Below are 19,347 nucleotides of genomic sequence, written 5' to 3' on the forward strand. Positions count from 1 at the left end.
GGACTCTAGTCGATAAATTTAAGGGTCATATACCCTAAATAATTCGAGTTGCAGGAAGGCGACAATTGAGTGCCCCAAGACGCTTACTCAAGTAAGTGACTCGGCTGAACGAAAGCAGCCAACGCACATGCAGCTTGAAGTATGGCGGTATAACTGACAATTATAACACGCCCTGCTATATCACCTATCCGAGATATCAATAGACGGGGATATCAATGCCGATACTGGCAGCACAAGGGTCGTGAACTAAATAGGAATTCTTAGTGCTATCCACTCGCGGGCGTTGTTGATATTCCTGCTGTTGGCATTTCACCTGTTTTTCCTTTTCATTCCTCGCCGCGTCTGCGTCCTTTCGCGCTTTCTCCTCGTCCAGTTGACGTTGCCATGATTGGGCATCAAGGCCCGTTCCCCCCAAAGCTTTTCGTTTTTCAAGATAATCCGTAGAAATCTTACTATCTTTTGGAATTTCAGCGTGATAGCTAAAATCAGCCCCAACTTGCAATGGCGTTGATATGGCAATAACACCGATAAATGATAGTGGGATGAAACTCCGTTTCATCATTGATTTCCTTTAGATTAATGAATGTAGGCATCGAAAAATATCACAAAATGATTGTCATTCTCAATATTATATAACTAAAAATAGCGGTAATTCGCCTCATTTATGGGCAAAAAACAAAAACCTTCGAGTTTGTGACTCGTTTCTGTTTTATCGATGCATGGCGCAGATTGATAAAGTATTGAGTGAGATTTCTCCGAAATAATATTACGAGGTATTTTATCTCACCGCCTAATAGCCACATTACACCCTCTTATTTCTTCATCTTAAAAACGATAATAACGGGTAAGAGGCCAATCTGACTGTTGAAAAAATAAACAACACAATCATGACAGTGATATTAGCCAAATATAGACAAGTCGGGGCTAGCGAATAAGGAGAAGTTATGCTGTAATTTCTTACAAGATTGGCATCATTTGGATGTTAGGATTCAATATATTGATACGGATAGATTTATTTTTATATTACCTATAACATGCTTGGGAAGATCAGAATATTGTACCCCGAATGATATTCCGGGGATTAAACGCAGCTGAAACTGAGTCAGGATAGATGTCACAATCGCCAATTGAGTTAAAAGGCAGTAGTTTTACCCTATCGGTCATTCATTTACATGATTCACGACCGGAGGTAATCCGTCAGGCATTACAGGAAAAGGTAGATCAAGCACCCGCTTTCCTGAAAAACGCCCCTGTTGTGATTAACGTTGCAACGTTACCTAACGGTGCTAACTGGAAAGATCTCCAACAGGCTGTCACTTCAGCGGGTCTGCGTATTGTTGGCATCAGTGGTTGTCAGGATGAACGTCAAAAACGTGCGATAGCACGGGCTGGTTTGCCATTACTGAGCGAAGGTAAAGGTCAGAAAATGGCACCAGAGCCGGTTGTTAGTCCACCGGAAAATGTTCCTACCAAGACACGAATTATCAACACGCCTGTCCGTTCTGGCCAACAGATTTATGCCCGTAATTGTGATTTGATTGTTATCAGCAGTGTCAGTGCTGGAGCTGAATTAATTGCCGACGGCAATATTCATATCTATGGAATGATGCGCGGTCGGGCGCTAGCAGGTGCATCAGGTGATGCGCAGTGCCAGATTTTTTGCACGCATCTGGGTGCTGAACTAGTCTCTATCGCAGGGCAGTACTGGTTAAGTGATCAAATCCCCAGTGATTATTTTGGTCAAGCTGCGCGTTTGCATTTGCTGGATAACGCATTAACTATACAACCTTTAAATTAAGCCCTTTTGACAAGGAATCCATTTCATGGCACGCATTATTGTTGTTACATCGGGTAAAGGGGGCGTTGGCAAGACCACATCAAGCGCGGCTATCGCAACCGGCTTGGCCCAAAAAGGTAAAAAAACCGTTGTTATCGATTTTGATATCGGACTACGGAATCTAGACTTGATTATGGGTTGTGAACGCCGGGTAGTTTACGATTTTGTTAATGTGATTCAAGGTGACGCCACTTTGAACCAGGCATTAATAAAAGATAAGCGCACGGATAACTTGTATATTCTGCCTGCTTCTCAGACTCGTGACAAAGACGCTCTGACTAAAGAGGGTGTCGAAAAGATTTTAAACGATCTTGGCGAAATGAATTTTGAGTTTGTCGTGTGTGACTCACCTGCCGGCATCGAAAGCGGTGCGTTAATGGCACTGTATTTTGCTGACGAAGCTGTCATCACGACCAACCCTGAAGTTTCTTCAGTTCGTGACTCAGACCGTATCCTCGGGATATTGTCATCCAAGTCACGTCGAGCTGAGAATGGTCAGGAACCCATTAAAGAACATCTGCTGTTGACCCGCTACAACCCAGGGCGTGTTAATCGCGGCGATATGCTTAGCATGGAAGATGTCCTTGATATTCTTAGGATACCACTGGTTGGCGTTATTCCAGAAGATCAGTCTGTATTGCGCGCCTCTAACCAAGGCGAGCCTGTGATTCTGGACAAAGAGTCAGATGCCGGTAAAGCTTATGACGATACCGTTGACCGTTTGCTAGGAGAAGAACGTCCCTTCCGCTTCATTGAAGAAGAGAAGAAGGGCTTCCTGAAACGCCTTTTTGGGGGATAAACCATGGCTTTGTTAGACTTTTTTCTGTCCCGCAAAAAACCGACAGCCAATATAGCCAAGGAACGGCTGCAAATTATCGTCGCTGAGCGTCGTCGTGGGGACAGTGAGCCCCATTATTTGCCTGACTTGAAACGCGATATTTTGGCGGTTATTTGTAAATATATTCAGATTGACCCTGAAATGCTGCATGTGCAATTTGAGCAGAAAGGGGATGATATTTCGGTACTTGAACTTAACGTGACATTACCGGAAACGGAAGAAACGCCTAAATGATTTCTTCGCAATAACTACCCCCTGTATTTATTTACAGGGGGTAGCTCTTTTTTATAAACTGTATATATACCCAGGATTGTACTGGCTATATATACGCCCACCTAAACAAGAAATTCTTAACTCTTATTTCTGCTATTAATATTGCTTTAAGATCTCAGTCAATCCCGTAGCTAATAAATCCCCGCGCCAGCCACTTAATAATTCAGGTTGAGTTTCTGTTGACTTCAATTTCCAATGCCAACTGAGTAATTGGTTTATTTGGCGGCGTGACGCCAACAATTCGCTACTTAGCCCACTGCGCTCACTGACCGATACAATAAGTGCTTTAATATCTTTAAAGACTTTCTTGTAGCCTGGTTGATCAATCAGATTGATAACCGGTGGCGGCAACTGACTCTCAGGAACGGCATTACCTTCCACTACCAGCGCCAGCAAGGTTCGGCCATGATAGCGGATCTCTTGCCCACTTAATCCCAGAGAGTCAAGTTCGCCCAGCGAGGTTGGCTGATAGCGGGCGACTTGCCACAAGCTCTCTTCGCGAACCACAAAGTTCACCGCCAGGTCACGTTCACGAGCCTGACGTAAGCGCCATGACGCCAACTTTTGCAGACAAGCCAACTGATGGCCGCGCAACTGCCAGGCATTGGTGATTTCACGGTAGGCTAATTCGGGATCGAGTGTTTCACTACGACGGCGACACAACAGTTCACATTCGTCTTTAGCGGCGTCCATACGCCCTGCTGCTTCGGTCGCTTCCACTAATTTAGTGGCTAACGGTAACAGGTAAAAAACGTCAGCTGCCGCATAATCACACTGTTTTTCACTCAGAGGACGCGCAATCCAATCCGTGCGAGATTCACTTTTATCTAATTCGATGCCTTCAAATTCATTCACCAACATGGCGAAACCGCAAGATAACGAGCGGCCAGAAAATGCCGCCAACACCTGAGTATCGATCATCGGTGTGGGCATAAGTTGAAAGGCATTCAAGAACACTTCGAGATCTTCACTGCCTGCATGTAGATATTTCACTACATTTAAATCTTGCAACAACTCACGGAAAGGCTGCCACTGCGTGATGGGCAAAGGATCAATCAGCGAAAGTTGTTCACCGTCATACAGTTGAATCAGGCCCAACTGAGGGTAGTAGGTACGGGTTCTGACAAACTCTGTATCCAGCGCAACATGAGCATGTGTACGGGCTTGTTCGCAGACCTGCTGCAACGCACTGTCGGTCGTGATCAACTGATAATTCAAAACGTGATTCTCTATTAGTCGTTAGTGCTATGGCAAACACAACAACGCCGGTAATAACCGGCGTTGTTGATGATGATTGAGTGACGCCCTCGCTAAGCTATGCTGCGTTTTGCTCGCTAGTCTTAGCTTTAATCTGATCGTCACGCAGTTCCCTGCGCAAAATTTTGCCAACGTTCGATTTTGGCAATTCGTCACGGAACTCTACTATTCTCGGTACTTTATACCCTGTTAGGTAGCGGCGGCAATGGGTTAGCAGCTCTTCCTGAGTCAATGAGGCATCTTTTTTTACCACAAACAATTTTACTGTCTCACCGGAAACCTCATTAGGCACTCCTACAGCGGCAGACTCCAGCACTTTCGTATGTAACGCCACTACATCTTCAATCTCGTTAGGGTAGACGTTAAAACCTGAAACCAGAATCATATCCTTTTTACGATCAACGATGCGCAAAAAGCCTTGTTCATCTAACGTCGCAATATCACCTGTTGCCAACCATCCGTCTTTTAATACTTCATCTGTCGCTTCAGGGCGTTGCCAATAGCCTAACATAACTTGCGGTCCACGCACCCACAGTTCACCCGGATCCCCCATAGCAACATCGTTGCCTTCATCATCCACCAACCGAACATCGGTAGATGGCACGGGTAAGCCAATACTGCCACTGTAATGTTTCAAATCATAAGGGTTACCAGTGACTAATGGCGAACACTCCGTCAAACCATAACCTTCCAGTAAATGTTTCCCGGTTAGTTTTTCCCATTTTTCGGCCACCGCTTTCTGCACCGGCATGCCGCCCCCCACAGAAAGCCGTAATGTCGAGAAATCTAATTTAGTAAACTCTTCGTTATTTAACAGCGCATTAAATAACGTATTAACTCCCGTCATCGCGGTAAAGGGATAGCGGCTGAGCTCTTTCACCATTCCTGGAATATCTCGCGGGTTGGTTATCAATAAGCTGCGCCCGCCCAATTCGATAAATAACAAGCAGTTCATGGTCAAAGCAAAGATATGATAGAGAGGAAGTGCCGTCACAACTAGCTCGTGACCTGGCTGCAACAATGGCGCGTAGGCAGCCTTGGCCTGTTCCAGATTCGATTGCATGTTACGGTGAGTTAACATGGCCCCTTTCGCCACGCCGGTAGTACCGCCGGTATACTGCAAGAATGCCATATCTGTATTGATGATATCCGGCTTCACATACTGCATCCGCCGACCTTTCTGTAAGGCAGTGCGGAATGAAATAGCATCAGGCAAATAGTATTTCGGCACCAAGCGCTTGATATATTTAACCACAAAATTAACTAAAGTCCCTTTCGCGGTCGACAATTGGTCGCCCATCCGAGTCAGAATGACGTGCTTTACCTGAGTCTTAAATACGACTTTTTCCAATGTATGAGCAAAGTTGGAAACAATAACAATGGCCGCAGCGCCACTATCATTAAGCTGATGTTCTAATTCTCGTGGGGTATACAAGGGGTTAACATTCACTACAACCATACCGGCGCGTAAAATACCAAACAAAGCGATAGGATATTGCAGTAGGTTCGGCATCATCAATGCAACACGGTCGCCTTTTTGTAACCCCAAACCTTGCTGTAAATAGGCGGCAAAAGCACGGCTACGCTCTTCCAGCTTACGGAAGGTCATCACCTCCCCCATATTGATGAATGCAGGTTGGTCCGCATAACGTAATGCAGCGTTCTCAAACATTTCCACCAAAGAAGAATAGCGATCCGGGTCAATTTCTGCGGGGACATCTGCCGGATACCGCTTTAGCCATACTTTTTCCAAGGTAGCGCTCCTGAAATTATTATTAGTCGCCCAATGAGGGAGGCAAACTTATTGACACCAGAACTTTAACAATATTTTAACTCAGCTTACCAGTTTGCTTTTAAACAATTTTGAGGTTGCGATATACATCACTATTTTCTGGCGTGAGACCATAGAAATATTCAAGCTGAAATATAAATCTCCGTAAAATTAACAGACTATTTTAATTTAATAATGTTAAATATTATAAGCTTTTGATTATAAAATATTTTATTCAAATCCTGTGTGCGATAGAGACAAAAAGGGCGCTGAATTCAGCGCCCTTTTGTTCAATACACTTCTGTAAAGGTAACCGGCCCACTATTCCGTAACGATAGTTTGTATCGGTGCAGGCCCCGGATTGTACCAACCGTCCCATCCTGGCCCCCACATACCAGGGTGACGATAACCCCAAGGGTCCATCATGGGTGGCATTAACACTTGCTGCTCAATATGCCAACGCTTATAACCCGTAGCATTCATTACCACGAAATCATAAGGGGTCTGGCCAATTTTACCCGCTTCAACACCAGTAATTGGCCCCACAACAGTGACAAGATGCCCGCGGAAATCGACGGGTTCAAGGAAACCATTCACATAAGCAATAACACGCCCTTGTGAAGGTTCACCTAAAATAGGTCTGGCGCCGGAATCTAACGGTACGCTAGCAATTTCAAGCCGAGTACGCCGAGCCTCGTTGGTCACATTAATAACGGTTCCACCAAAACGAGCCTCCTGACCCATAAAGACCTTGGGATCAGTCCGAATCAAGTTAAGATTTTGCTGCGGTGTCGCGGTTGTTCCCTGAATCGCGGGCGGGATCGTGACACAACCGGAAAGTAGCAAAGCACCCAATCCTAGCCAGCCACACCTCCATTTACGGCTCTTGTTCTGGGTAGATTGAGCTGTTGACGTCATTATCGCCATAACCTGAGTCTCCTTATCATATCTCTATCTTGATATTTTAGACTCTAAACAGCATGACAAGTTGCTATATTCTTGATCCTTCAAATTACAGCAGCAACGAGAAGTTCTAACGGCCAGGAAGTTTTTTCCAGGTCACTTCATTGCGCAGATACACCGGCTCGGCATTCTCCACACTGACGACCTGTCCATTCACCCATGATGATAATGCCAGCGGTAACATATCTTCAGCATGAGGTAAGGTTATTTCGCCGTCAACCAGCACTACACCGCTGCCGCTAATCAGATCAGGATAAGTTTGCCAACCCGTACCGACCGTCGACCAAGTGCCACTCAATGATTGTGCATGCTCCAGCGCTTGTGCCGGTGTCATCACCGCTTCACTCGCGTCCCCGAGCCACAGCCCTTTGTCGTTACGCTCGAATTCGCCCCAATAAACTTCGCCCATCCTGGCATCTATTGCCGCGAGTACGCGAGATGCCCCCGTCAGGCGAAACGCCCCCTGAGCCATGGTTTGCAAGGTAGAAATACCGATCATTGGCAAATCAGCGCCTAATGCCAGCCCTTGGCCAATGCCGATGCCAATTCTTACACCGGTAAAACTGCCTGGGCCACGACCAAAGGCCAGTGCATCGAGTTGTTGCAGGGACAAGCCTGACTCTGCCAGCACTTGCTGTACCATCGGTAAAATTCGTTGGGTATGTTCTCGTGGGCAAAGCTCAAACAGAGCCTGAACCTCACCGTTGTTCCAGAGTGCGACAGAACAAGCTTCTGTTGCGGTATCGATCGCTAAAATTCGCGTGGACATGCCAACCTCGGCAGGAAAAGAAGATGAATTCAACACAGGGCGCGCATAATAGCACACCCCTCCTCGCATTTCCCTCAATCGCGCTGCTTGAGAAAAGCGATAGCTTTCGCTAAATCACGGGTACGGGGGGCCGGTGGTAAGCTATTAAGGAACATAGCACCATAAGGGCGCATCACCAGGCGGTTATCGCAGATAACCAGCACACCGCGATCATCAATATCACGAATCAAACGCCCGACACCTTGCTTGAGCGTAATCACTGCATCAGGTAATTGCACATCATTGAACGGATCGCCGCCACGCAAGCGACAATCTTCAATGCGCGCTTTCAATAAAGGGTCATCCGGTGAGGTAAATGGCAGTTTGTCGATGATAACGCAAGATAAAGCATCACCTCGGACATCCACTCCTTCCCAAAAGCTGCTGGTCGCCACCAAAAGTGCATTGCCCGCCGCGACAAATTGCGCAAGAAGCTGCCCTTTGCTAGTTTCCCCTTGCACCAATACCGGCAATGTCATGCTGGCCCGGAACTCTTCTGCTAGCCCGCGCATCATCTGGTGCGAGGTACACAGGAAGAAACAGCGCCCTTTATTGGCATCAATCAAGGGTTTTAGCATCACTGCCAACTTACGCGCCGCCCCCGGCTCATTTGCGGAAGGCAGATTGCGCGGCACGCACAGCAATGCTTGATTGGCATAATCAAACGGGCTGGGCAGCAGCAGTGTCTTGGCATTGGTCAACCCCAGTCGGGAGGTAAAATGCGACAATTGATCATTCACCGATAATGTAGCTGAGGTGAAGATCCAAGTGCCGGGTTTTTCTTCGATTAACTCGCGAAAGCGGTCAGAAACTGAGAGTGGCGTTAGCGCCAGAACAAAATGCCGTGAGTTACACTCATACCAATAGCTGTAACCGGGCATGGAGACATCTTTTAATCGTTTCAGACGGTTGCGATACACCGTAGCGCGCTCAAAGGCTGCATCCAGCATGGCGCTACGCCCCAGGGACAACTTCATGACGTCGTAACACAGTTCCAGTGCATCATCGAGCAACAGCAACGCCCGCTGAATGGCGGGTTGCTCCATCACATCGCGTAGATTACCGCGATAACCGGGATCCCCCAGAACCAAACGAAAATCTTGCGTGCTTTGTGTCAGGCGGTCGGCACTTTTTTGTAATTGCGCTGAATCACGCACCTCAGTGCGATAGGCAATAATAATATCTTTTGCCAAATCCATCAGTTGCCTACTAGTCAGTTGCTGACCGAAATATTGGCTGGCAATATCAGGTATCTGATGGGCTTCATCGAAAATCATTACGTCGGCAGTAGGGATAAGTTCTGCAAATCCGCTCTCTTTTACTACCATATCCGCCAGGAATAGATGGTGGTTAACCACCACTACATCAGCATCCATCGCCCGACGGCGGGCTTTGACCACAAAACAATCTTTGTACAACGGGCAATCACTGCCCAGACAGTTGTCATTGGTGCTGGTGACTAGCGGCCAAACAAAACTGTCTTCGGCCACTTCACCACAGGTACTGATATCCCCGTCTACGGTTTCTGCTGACCAGCCGCGCAGTCGAACTAGATCCACTAATGTTTCACTGGCAAGTTCGCCACCCGCCAGAGATTGCTGTTCCTGTCGCTCCAGACACAGGTAGTTCGAACGGCCTTTGAGTAACGCCAACTTTCCTTTGTATTTTAGGGCTGTCGCTACCGTGGGCAGGTCGCGGGAATAGAGCTGATCCTGTAATGCTTTGGAGCCAGTGGAGATAATGACTTTGCAATCAGCCCGTAAGGCGGGTGCCAAATAAGCAAATGTTTTACCCGTACCCGTACCGGCCTCAACCACCAGTTGTTGTTTAGCATCAATGGATTCGCTGATTGCCGCAGCCATCTGGCGCTGGGACTCACGGGGATTAAAACCTGTAATGGCCTGCGCTAATGCGCCATCTATTGCAAAATCGTCTGTCACACTTTCTCTTCCGGGCGAAATCAGCGGTGATTATGCCAAGCCTGACGCCTTACGACCACACATTCTCGCGGCGAGCTATGCTACTCTATTGCAATAACTGACATTGACATTCACACAAGGGAGTGAAAATGAGTATTGAGCGCATTAATCCAGAGAAACGTTGGTCAGATGCAGTGGTATTTAACAACACTATCTATTACACCAGCGTGCCGGAAAATTTGGATGCAGATGCCACGGCACAGACGGCAAACGCCCTGGCAGCGATTGATATGATATTGAATCAGCTTGGTTCAGATAAAAGCCGTATTTTGGATGCTACTATTTTTCTGGCTGATAAGGCTGACTTCGCTGCGATGAATGCGGCGTGGGATGCCTGGGTGGTTGATGGCAGTGCACCTGTACGCTGTACCGTCGAAGCCAAGCTAATGAATCCAAAGTATAAAGTTGAAATCAAAATTATTGCGGCTATTTGATTAGCAGCCAAATTTCCTTGGCTTGCCTCAGACTAATCACAACGTGAATAGGCGGGGAAATGTGCCGAATGGGTCGTAGCGGCGTAAGCCGCCGGAGCGCCCATCGGTGCAGCCGCCCCGCCAGACTCCAGATTAGGATAGCTTTATCATTACCATCCCGGCCAGTAACAAGATCAGACCAATCCAGCCTTTATAGTTCAGACGCTGATTAAATAAGATCCAACCGGCTGCTACAGTGGCAGCTATACCAAACCCGCCCCATAAAGCATAAGCCACTGACAACTCAATACCTTTTACCGCCTGGGCCAGCGCACTGAATGCCCCTAATACTGACAACAATGATAATATGCCCAGCCATACTCGGCGAAAACCGTCTGACATTTTCAGCAAGATATTGGCGATGATTTCCAGGATGACAGCCAAAATCAGAAACGCGATATGATAAAACTCAAGCTGTTGCATGATGCTCACCTGAATTTCGGCTCGGACTGTTTGGTTTCTTCGGCTTACGAGTCCCTGATTTCACTAACATTATGCCACCGATCAAGGTGACTAAACCGGCAATTTTTAGTGGCGATAAACTTTCATCAAACCACAACACACTGAAGACTGTGATAATAAGGATACCAATCCCTTCCCACAGAGCATAAGCCACACCTAAGGCCACTTTCTTTACTGCCAGCGCCAGCATGATATAAGAGCCCGTTATCATAAAATACATCACGATATGCCCGGTCAGCTCACCACTGACACTGGCGTATTTCATTGATAATGTGCCGATAATTTCTGCAACAATCGCTAAACCTAAAAATATCCAATAAATCATCATTCTTCTCCTAACACACTACTACCCTATAGGTTTCAAAGTGCAGGAAGACGGCAAACAAGAGAATCCCAATGAGCTTACATAAGTAAGTGATTCGGGTAACAAATCTGCCGGGAGCAGATTTGAACGCTGTTTGCGGCGGCCTCGTAGAGACGAGGCCCATGGATGGGCCGAGTAACGAGTGCAGCCAACACCCCTGCTATTTGAAACATGACGAGTAAAACGCACGCTAAGGTCTATTTGTTACGGTTATCCTCACTCGGCACCCTATTCACAGGGAATAGACGTGCGCAGGCCGTAAGAAATAGAAACTCACTTGGCGTATAAATTTTGTTAAATTTATTAACTACAGAAGAAGAACGACGCTACAGCTCGCTGCACCAGTGATGCTCACTGGCCAGAATGGCAGACAGGAAGAGTTGACAGGTTGAAGGTTTGAAAGTAATTCCATTAATTTTCATCATAATATATCTCTTTTTTTTAGCCACACGCGGTTTAGCTACATTCTTGTATGCAAAACTTAGTGTGATACGCCTAAAACCCTCATCAAATTGGAATAATTAACTACTGTATTTTTACCACAGCCAATTTTATAAAGCAAACCATCAATTTGGTAAATAGTTTATAAAAAGAGATTACAAAATAATAAGTTAGTGATTCTAAAAAAACAAAACCTCTGCATTACAGAGGTTTTATTGTTGGCAACGAATGCCTGTATCTCCCATCAGTTCAGGAGGTTAGAGCAACTTATGCGGTAGCTCCCGCAACAGCTTGTTTGGCTAATTCAGTAATGCGAGCGTAATCACCTTTTTCTAAGGCATCAGCAGGAACTAACCATGAACCGCCGATACACAATACGCTTTTCAGCGCCAGGTAATCACGATAGTTATTCGGTGTGATACCGCCAGTTGGGCAGAAACGCACTTGAGAGAATGGGCCACCAATGGCTTGCAAGGCTTTCACACCACCGTTAGCTTCTGCCGGGAAGAATTTAAACTCTCGCAGGCCATAACTCATGCCCAGCATCAGTTCTGAAACAGTGCTGATCCCTGGGATCAACGGAATAGAGCCCTCAGTCGCTGCTTTGAGAAGTTCATCTGTCAGCCCTGGGCTAATAGCAAATTGAGCACCTGCCTCAATCACGTCAGCCAATTGCTGCGGATTAAGAACAGTCCCCGCGCCAACTATCGCTTCAGGCACTTCTTTAGCAATGGCGCGGATAGCCTCAACAGCACAAGGGGTGCGCAACGTCACTTCCAGCACCCGAACACCACCAGCCACCAGGGCTTTTGCTAATGGTACCGCTTGCTCGAGCTTGTTGATCACGATCACCGGGACAACCGGGCCTGCGGTCATGATTTGTTCAGCGCTCGTTTTCCAGCTTTTCATCAGTTGTTATCTCCACTTATGCCGATTGGCATGTACTCACCCGAAGGTGTTCGTTGAAATATGGCAGGCAGAACATGCATTCCTGCTTCTGCCTGCCATAAAGAATCACAATGCGAGCCAGCTAACGGCTCTTTATTATATTTATTCGAACTCATTCCATGAACGACCATCACGAGTAATCATGGCAACCGATGCTACTGGCCCCCATGTCCCGGATTGGTATGGCTTAGGTGCTTCATTATCAGCAGCCCACGCATCCATGATGGAGTCAACCCACTTCCAGGCTTCCTCGACCTCATCACGGCGCACAAACAGCGCCTGAATACCGCGCATTGTCTCTAACAGCAGACGTTCGTAAGCATCAGCCATGTGCTGTTCGTTAAAGGTTTTGGTGAAGCTAAGGTCAAGTTTGGTGGTTTGTAAGCGGTGCTTGTGCTCCAGACCTGGCACTTTATTCAGCACTTCAATTTCGATGCCTTCATCTGGTTGTAGACGAATGGTCAACTTATTTTGTGGCAGTTGCTGATAAGATTCACGGAACAGGTTCAGCGCAGGGTTTTTAAAGTAGACCACCACCTCAGAACATTTGGTCGGCAGGCGTTTACCGGTTCTCAAATAGAACGGCACACCGGCCCAGCGCCAGTCATCTATATCCACACGAATAGACACGAACGTTTCGGTATTACTGCTCTTGTTCGCCCCTTCTTCTTCCAGATAGCCAGGCACTTTATTACCTTGTACAAATCCAGCGGTATACTGACCACGCACGGTGGTTTCGCGCACATTGGTGTGATCGATACGGCGCAGAGAGCGTAGTACTTTCACTTTTTCATCACGAATACGGTCAGTACTCAAATCTGCTGGCGGTGACATGGCAATCATGGTCAGAATTTGCAGCAAATGGTTTTGAATCATATCGCGCATCTGACCGGCCTGATCAAAATAGCCCCAGCGCCCTTCAATCCCTACTTCTTCTGCAACAGTTATCTGCACATGGTCAATCGTGCGGTTATCCCAGTTAGATGCGAACAGTGAGTTGGCAAAACGTAAAGCCAACAAGTTCAGCACGGTTTCTTTACCGAGATAATGGTCGATGCGGTAAACCTGACACTCGTTGAAATATTCGGCAACCTGATCGTTAATCACCCTTGAGGACGCTAAATCTTTCCCTAATGGTTTTTCCATAACCACACGCGCAGGCTCTTTATTCAGCCCCGCTTCACTTAAGCCTTTGCAGATTGCCCCAAAAGTATTGGGCGGCATGGCAAAGTAATTGATAGTTATGCGATTTTTCTGATCTAACATTTTGCCCAATTTGGCAAAGTGTTTGTTGTCATTGACGTCTAAATTACAGAAGTCGAGACGAGAACTGAGTTTTTGCCACAATTCGTCATCCAGCTTCTCTTTCATAAAGGTATCGAGGGCTTCCTTTACCACGGCTGTGTACGCGTCTTTATCCCAGTCGGCACGGCCTACGCCGATAATCCGAGTATCCGGGTGGATGTGACCCGCTTTCTCTAATTGGTAAAGGGAAGGCAACAGTTTCCGACGAGCCAAGTCACCCTTAGCGCCGAAAATCACCAGATCACACGCCTGGGCTGCCTGGCCTGTATTAGTTACCGCCATGTTATTCTCCTCGTTGCAGGATATTTGTAATTTTCTTACATTACTAATGTACTCTCTTTGACTATAGCCAGTAAACCCAGATAAAAGCGGGCCAAAAAAGGTCAAAAAACACGCGATAGAGTGGCAAGCCGCGTCAAATCAGGCGGTACAACTTTAAAATGTAATTTTATGACGGTTTTGACAACTATTTACCATTATGAAAATTAGACACAGGTCATATTCTGGTGAAAAAGAGTCACTTCTTACCAGATGCCTCTGCCAACGGGTCCCAGCTCGTAGTATATTTTCATTAAACCGGCATAGATTTCTCCTTTAAATGAAATCGGTAAAACCCATGGGTGATTCTCGATATATGAATACGCTGGAAAATATCCAAAATAATCTGGACCTCCTGAGCAAATCGGAAAGGAAAGTCGCCGAGGTCATCCTCGCCTCCCCACAAACGGCCATCCACTCAAGTATTGCCACACTTGCCAAATTGGCGAACGTGAGCGAACCCACCGTAAACCGCTTTTGCCGTCGATTAGATACCAAAGGTTTTCCTGATTTTAAACTTCATTTGGCACAAAGTCTGGCTAATGGCACACCTTATGTGAATCGAAATGTTGAAGAGGATGATAGTGTATCCGCTTACACGGGGAAAATATTCGAATCGACCATGGCTAGCCTGGATATGGTGAAGAATAATTTAGATATTGCAGCCATTAATAGAGCGGTAGATTTATTGACTCAAGCGAAGAAGATTTCATTCTTTGGCCTTGGTGCATCTGCTGCCGTTGCTCATGACGCGATGAATAAATTCTTCCGCTTCAATATCCCAGTGATTTATTTTGATGACATCGTTATGCAACGTATGAGTTGTATGAATTCCAGTGAAGGTGATGTCGTGGTACTGATTTCTCACACTGGGCGGACAAAAAGCCTGGTGGAGCTGGCTCACTTAGCTCGTGAAAACGATGCCACTGTGATTGCTATTACCTCACGCGATACCCCGTTGGCCCATGAAGCAACATTACCGCTGCTGCTGGATGTGCCGGAAGATACTGATATGTATATGCCGATGGTTTCGCGCATCGCTCAATTAACGTTAATTGATGTGTTAGCCACCGGATTCACGCTGCGTCGTGGTGCTAAATTCAGAGATAACCTGAAACGGGTCAAAGATGCATTGAAAGAATCGCGTTTCGATAAAGGTTCAGCGCGTATCAACAGCGGTGAGTAACGTTCATAAATCCATAAGCAGAATTCAAACTCGCTTTGTTTTGTGCTAACGCAGCTTCTGTAATGATAATCTGACATATTATTGGAACATCATTTTCACCATGGCTCCGGTAAATATTATCTGAGTCGATAAGTTAAGATAGCTTGAGTACTTTTTACTATCGGATTTATTATCCGCTGTTTTAACAACACCATGCTTCACCAGTCAACGGAGTAAGAGATGTCCAGACGGCTTAGAAGGACCAAAATTGTTACTACACTGGGGCCAGCTACTGACCGCGACAATAATCTGGAAAAGGTTATTGCTGCAGGTGCTAACGTAGTCCGCATGAATTTTTCCCACGGTAGCGCTGAAGATCATATTGAACGGGCCAATAAAGTCCGTGAAATCGCCGCCAGATTGGGCCGACATGTAGCGATTCTTGGCGATCTACAAGGTCCTAAAATCCGTGTATCAACCTTTAAGGAAGGTAAGATATTCCTTAATATTGGTGATAAATTCCTGCTAGACGCCAATATGTCCAAAGGTGAAGGCGACAAGGAAAGAGTTGGTATCGATTATAAAGGGCTACCTGCTGATGTGGTTCCCGGTGATATCTTGTTGCTGGACGATGGTCGTGTGCAGTTGAAGGTTATTGAAGTTCAGGGCATGAAAGTGTTCACCGAAGTCACTGTCGGCGGCCCACTCTCCAATAACAAAGGTATTAACAAGTTAGGTGGTGGCCTGTCAGCCGAAGCATTAACCGAAAAAGATAAAGCCGATATCATCACTGCGGCCAAGATTGGCGTGGACTACCTGGCTGTTTCTTTCCCACGTACCGGTGAAGATTTGAATTATGCCCGTCGTCTGGCGCGCGATGCTGGTTGTAATGCACAAATTGTGGCGAAAGTTGAGCGTGCTGAGGCTGTGGCAACCGATGAAGCTATGGATGATATCATTCTGGCCTCTGATGTGGTGATGGTAGCTCGTGGTGATTTGGGTGTTGAGATTGGTGATCCTGAGTTGGTCGGTATTCAGAAAAAACTGATCCGCCGCGCCCGTCAGCTAAACCGTGCTGTGATCACTGCGACTCAGATGATGGAGTCGATGATAACCAACCCAATGCCAACCCGCGCGGAAGTTATGGACGTGGCCAACGCGGTGCTGGATGGTACCGATGCGGTGATGTTATCAGCTGAAACCGCTGCGGGTCAGTATCCTGCCGAAACCGTTGCTGCAATGGCTCGTGTTTGCCTGGGTGCAGAAAAAATCCCCAGCATTAATGTGTCAAAACATCGCCTGGATACGCAATTCGATAATATCGAAGAAGCTATCGCGATGTCGACCATGTATGCGGCAAACCACCTGAAAGGTATCACGGCGATTATTGCCATGACTGAGTCGGGCCGTACTGCGCTGATGATGTCCCGTATCAGCTCCGGTCTGCCGATCTTTGCTATGTCGCGTCACGAGCATACTTTAAACCTGACTGCGATCTATCGTGGTGTCACTCCGGTTTATTGTGATACTCATACTGATGGCGTACTAGCAGCGAGTGAAGCAGTCAATCGACTGAGAGACAAAGGTTTCCTGGTATCAGGCGATTTAGTCATTGTCACTCAAGGCGATGTCATGGAGACGGTTGGCACCACCAATACCAGCCGTATTCTGCGTGTTGAATGATATGATTCTGTGATAGACAAAAAGCAAAAACCCGCTGCTCACTAGCGGGTTTTTTTATTTCTTGATTCGACACCCACGCTTAGCGTTACAAGTCCTTACGAACATAAGGCTCTATTTCGCCTTCTTTGCGCGTTTTCAGCAGTTTTAAAATCCAGGTGTATTGTTCTGGGTTCGGCTTAACCAATAGCTCAACTTCTTCATTCATGCGGCGTGCAATATAAGCATCATCCGCATCTGCCAGATCATCCATCGGTGGACGAATATAGATATCAAGACGATGTTCACGATAATTGTAAACAGGGAACATTGGAACGATAGCCGCACGACAAACTTTCATCAAGCGCCCCACGGCGGGTAGCGTGGCCTTATAAGTCGCGAAGAAATCTACAAACTCACTTTGCTCAGGGCCATAGTCCTCATCGGGCAAGTAATAACCCCAGAACCCTTGACGCACGGAACTGATAAAGGGCTTGATCCCACTCTCTCGTGCATGGATACGGCCACCAAACCGCAAACGTGCACTGTTCCATAAATAATCGACAACTGGATTGCGTTGATGATGGAACATACCTGCTACTGGCTTACCTTGCTCAGCTAGCAACATGGCCGGAATATCAATCGACCAGGCGTGGGGCACCAACAAAATAACATTGCGCTCCTGTTGTTGCAGTCCATCTAAAATATCCAAGCCATGCCAATGAACCCGCGTCAACACTTTCTTTGGATCACGAAAACACAGCTCCGCCATCATCATTAATGGTTGTGCCGCGGTTGCAAACATTTGATCAATAATATGCTCGCGCTCTGCTTCTGGCAGCTCTGGCATACAATAAAGTAAGTTAATACGGGCTCGGCGACGGGCACTTTTAGCAAACTTCCCGGCAAGACGCCCCACCCCGGCCAATAATGGATCACGGAATTTCGGTGGGACATAAGCCATCGCTGCCATTGCCCCAGCGCCTAACCACACACCCCAAAAACGAGGATGTAGAAAAGATTTTTTAAATACCGGAATAAAACCAGCTGCGTCGTTTTTCTCTTTATACATGGGGAACTCTTGGAATTGGCGGTGAGCTAATAATATACCGCTGGGTATAAACGCGCCGGAAGCCCATAGCTACCGGCGTGCTATTTAATCCAGTTGCAACTGCGGAATGACCTGTTTGGCAACGGCCAGATAGTCGTTGCGATCTTTGCCACTCAACCCTTCTGAGCGCGGTAACTTCGCGGTCAATGGGTTAACTGCCTGCTGGTTCATCCAAAATTCATAATGCAGATGCGGGCCTGTGGAACGGCCTGTGTTACCTGATAATGCGATACGGTCACCACGTTTTACTTTTTGGCCTGGTTTCACCAGTAACTTCTTCAAATGCATATAACGTGTGGTGTACTGACGGCCATGACGGATAGCAACATAATTTCCCGCCGCACCACTCCGTTTAGCAATAACTACTTCACCATCACCCACAGCCAGCACCGGTGTGCCAACTGGCATCGCAAAATCTACCCCTTTGTGCGGTGCAATACGACCGGTCACTGGGTTAATTCGGCGCGGATTGAAGTTAGACGAAACGCGGAATTGTTTCATGGTGGGGAAACGCATAAAACCACGCGCCAGGCCAGAACCCTGGCGGTCATAGAACTTACCGTCATCGGCACGGATGGCGTAATAATCCTTACCACCTGAACGCATTCGCACCCCAATCAGTTGGCTTTGCTCACTGCGGCCATCGAGTATTTCACGAGACATCAACACCGAGAACTGATCACCTTTGCGCAGCTTGGCAAAATCTAACTGCCATTGTAATGCTTTCGTCACAGCACGTATTTCTGCACCAGTCAAACCGGCCTTTTTGGCGCTGGTAACAAAACTGCCATCAAGACGACCAGTAAGAACGGTATTGGTCCAGTCGCCTTTCTGTAACTCTTTTGTTTCTTTGAAATTATTGCCTACACGGTCATAGGTGCGGGTTTCTCGACGAGAAACTTCCCATGTCAAGCGCTGCAAATCACCGGTGTCATTGACGGTCCACGAGATTTGTTGTCCGATCTTCAAATTACGCAAATCACGGTTTTGGGTCGCCAGTAAGGAAACATCCGAGATATCGATACCATATTGGGTAAGAATGCTGCTTAGGGTATCCCCGGTTGAGACAACATACTCATGGACGCCCGTTTCACTGACATCTTTGGCATCTAATTCGTCTTGCGGAATTTCATCATCAGGGGTTGGCTGATCAATGGGTTCGCTGGCATCGGGTAATAAAATGTGGGTTTGGCTGGTATCTAATACCACGCTCTTGGCGATGGGCTCATGTTCCGGATGATAAACAAAAGGCCGCCAAACAGCGACGGCCAGTGTCATTACAGTCAACGACCCCAGCATGATACGGTGGGGTCTCGGGAGATTGTTATACGCCAAGGTGATAGTTCGGACTATCTGCTGCACTTATGAGTATCCT

Annotated in this window: 18 protein-coding genes; 6 read left to right on the forward strand and 12 right to left on the reverse strand. The window is 47.0% G+C overall.

What is annotated here, in order from left to right; translation table 11 throughout:
* Positions 1-196: 196 nt before the first annotated feature.
* Positions 197-559, reverse strand: a complete 363-nt coding sequence (locus tag ACF3VQ_RS11425) for a hypothetical protein (RefSeq protein WP_392435545.1) — start codon at positions 557-559, stop codon at positions 197-199.
* 552 nt (positions 560-1,111) lie between these two features.
* On the opposite strand from ACF3VQ_RS11425, the gene minC reads away from it, so the two are divergent.
* The 3 genes from minC to minE are packed head-to-tail and all read left to right on the forward strand — an operon-like array spanning position 1,112 to position 2,909.
* Positions 1,112-1,798: a septum site-determining protein MinC gene (gene minC / locus ACF3VQ_RS11430; RefSeq protein WP_005169220.1), complete on the forward strand. Its 687-nt coding sequence runs from the start codon at positions 1,112-1,114 to the stop codon at positions 1,796-1,798.
* A gap of 25 nt (positions 1,799-1,823) precedes the next feature.
* A complete protein-coding gene (gene minD, locus ACF3VQ_RS11435; RefSeq protein WP_005163000.1) occupies positions 1,824-2,636 on the forward strand; it encodes a septum site-determining protein MinD in 813 nt (270 codons plus the stop codon).
* Positions 2,637-2,639: 3 nt separating this feature from the next.
* Positions 2,640-2,909 carry a cell division topological specificity factor MinE gene (gene minE / locus ACF3VQ_RS11440; RefSeq protein WP_002211180.1) on the forward strand — a complete coding sequence of 90 codons (270 nt, stop codon included), beginning with the start codon at positions 2,640-2,642 and terminating at the stop codon, positions 2,907-2,909.
* Between the two features lie 135 nt (positions 2,910-3,044).
* Here minE and rnd read toward each other — a convergent pair whose 3' ends face one another.
* The 5 genes from rnd to ACF3VQ_RS11465 all read right to left on the reverse strand — a co-directional run bounded on the left by rnd (position 3,045) and on the right by ACF3VQ_RS11465 (position 9,687).
* A complete protein-coding gene (gene rnd, locus ACF3VQ_RS11445) occupies positions 3,045-4,166 on the reverse strand; it encodes a ribonuclease D (protein ID WP_392430916.1) in 1,122 nt (373 codons plus the stop codon).
* Positions 4,167-4,263: 97 nt separating this feature from the next.
* Positions 4,264-5,958: a long-chain-fatty-acid--CoA ligase FadD gene (gene fadD / locus ACF3VQ_RS11450; protein WP_392430918.1), complete on the reverse strand. Its 1,695-nt coding sequence runs from the start codon at positions 5,956-5,958 to the stop codon at positions 4,264-4,266.
* A 339-nt stretch (positions 5,959-6,297) separates the two neighbouring features.
* Complete coding sequence (locus ACF3VQ_RS11455) at positions 6,298-6,903, reverse strand: Slp family lipoprotein (RefSeq protein WP_392430921.1); 606 nt, start codon at positions 6,901-6,903, stop codon at positions 6,298-6,300.
* Between the two features lie 106 nt (positions 6,904-7,009).
* Complete coding sequence (gene tsaB / locus ACF3VQ_RS11460; RefSeq protein WP_392430924.1) at positions 7,010-7,708, reverse strand: tRNA (adenosine(37)-N6)-threonylcarbamoyltransferase complex dimerization subunit type 1 TsaB; 699 nt, start codon at positions 7,706-7,708, stop codon at positions 7,010-7,012.
* Between the two features lie 74 nt (positions 7,709-7,782).
* Positions 7,783-9,687 carry an ATP-dependent DNA helicase gene (locus ACF3VQ_RS11465; protein ID WP_392430926.1) on the reverse strand — a complete coding sequence of 635 codons (1,905 nt, stop codon included), beginning with the start codon at positions 9,685-9,687 and terminating at the stop codon, positions 7,783-7,785.
* A 128-nt stretch (positions 9,688-9,815) separates the two neighbouring features.
* Here ACF3VQ_RS11465 and ACF3VQ_RS11470 point away from each other — a divergent pair, with 128 nt between their 5' ends.
* Positions 9,816-10,160, forward strand: a complete 345-nt coding sequence (locus tag ACF3VQ_RS11470; protein ID WP_392430929.1) for a RidA family protein — start codon at positions 9,816-9,818, stop codon at positions 10,158-10,160.
* Between the two features lie 132 nt (positions 10,161-10,292).
* Here the strand turns inward: ACF3VQ_RS11470 and mdtI are convergent, their stop codons facing one another.
* The 4 genes from mdtI to zwf form a co-directional block, all read right to left on the reverse strand.
* Positions 10,293-10,622, reverse strand: coding sequence for a multidrug/spermidine efflux SMR transporter subunit MdtI (gene mdtI, locus ACF3VQ_RS11475; RefSeq protein ID WP_005163022.1), 330 nt, complete (start codon positions 10,620-10,622; stop codon positions 10,293-10,295).
* A complete protein-coding gene (gene mdtJ / locus ACF3VQ_RS11480) occupies positions 10,609-10,986 on the reverse strand; it encodes a multidrug/spermidine efflux SMR transporter subunit MdtJ (protein WP_392435546.1) in 378 nt (125 codons plus the stop codon). Before mdtJ ends, mdtI begins: the two co-directional genes overlap by 14 nt.
* 747 nt (positions 10,987-11,733) lie before the next feature.
* On the reverse strand, positions 11,734-12,375 hold the full coding sequence (locus ACF3VQ_RS11485; RefSeq protein ID WP_392430932.1) for a bifunctional 4-hydroxy-2-oxoglutarate aldolase/2-dehydro-3-deoxy-phosphogluconate aldolase: 642 nt from the start codon (positions 12,373-12,375) through the stop codon (positions 11,734-11,736).
* A gap of 141 nt (positions 12,376-12,516) precedes the next feature.
* On the reverse strand, positions 12,517-14,001 hold the full coding sequence (zwf, locus tag ACF3VQ_RS11490; RefSeq protein ID WP_392430935.1) for a glucose-6-phosphate dehydrogenase: 1,485 nt from the start codon (positions 13,999-14,001) through the stop codon (positions 12,517-12,519).
* Positions 14,002-14,317: 316 nt separating this feature from the next.
* On the opposite strand from zwf, the gene ACF3VQ_RS11495 reads away from it, so the two are divergent.
* Positions 14,318-15,223 (forward strand): MurR/RpiR family transcriptional regulator, encoded by a 906-nt coding sequence (locus tag ACF3VQ_RS11495; RefSeq protein ID WP_026017862.1) that lies wholly within the window; start codon positions 14,318-14,320, stop codon positions 15,221-15,223.
* A gap of 219 nt (positions 15,224-15,442) precedes the next feature.
* Positions 15,443-16,885, forward strand: coding sequence for a pyruvate kinase (pyk, locus tag ACF3VQ_RS11500; RefSeq protein ID WP_392430937.1), 1,443 nt, complete (start codon positions 15,443-15,445; stop codon positions 16,883-16,885).
* An 85-nt stretch (positions 16,886-16,970) separates the two neighbouring features.
* On the opposite strand, the gene lpxM is transcribed toward pyk, so the two are convergent.
* Both lpxM and mepM read right to left on the reverse strand, forming a co-directional pair.
* Entirely contained in the window at positions 16,971-17,933 is a 963-nt protein-coding gene (gene lpxM, locus ACF3VQ_RS11505; protein ID WP_392430939.1) for a lauroyl-Kdo(2)-lipid IV(A) myristoyltransferase, read from the reverse strand.
* Between the two features lie 84 nt (positions 17,934-18,017).
* The gene (gene mepM, locus ACF3VQ_RS11510) at positions 18,018-19,334 is read right to left on the reverse strand and encodes a murein DD-endopeptidase MepM (protein ID WP_392430941.1); all 1,317 of its coding nucleotides are present in this window, start codon (positions 19,332-19,334) and stop codon (positions 18,018-18,020) included.
* Between the last annotated feature and the right edge of the window lie 13 nt (positions 19,335-19,347).

Origin of the sequence: Yersinia fenwicki, from assembly GCF_043099325.1 — a bacterium.
Classification (GTDB): domain Bacteria; phylum Pseudomonadota; class Gammaproteobacteria; order Enterobacterales; family Enterobacteriaceae; genus Yersinia.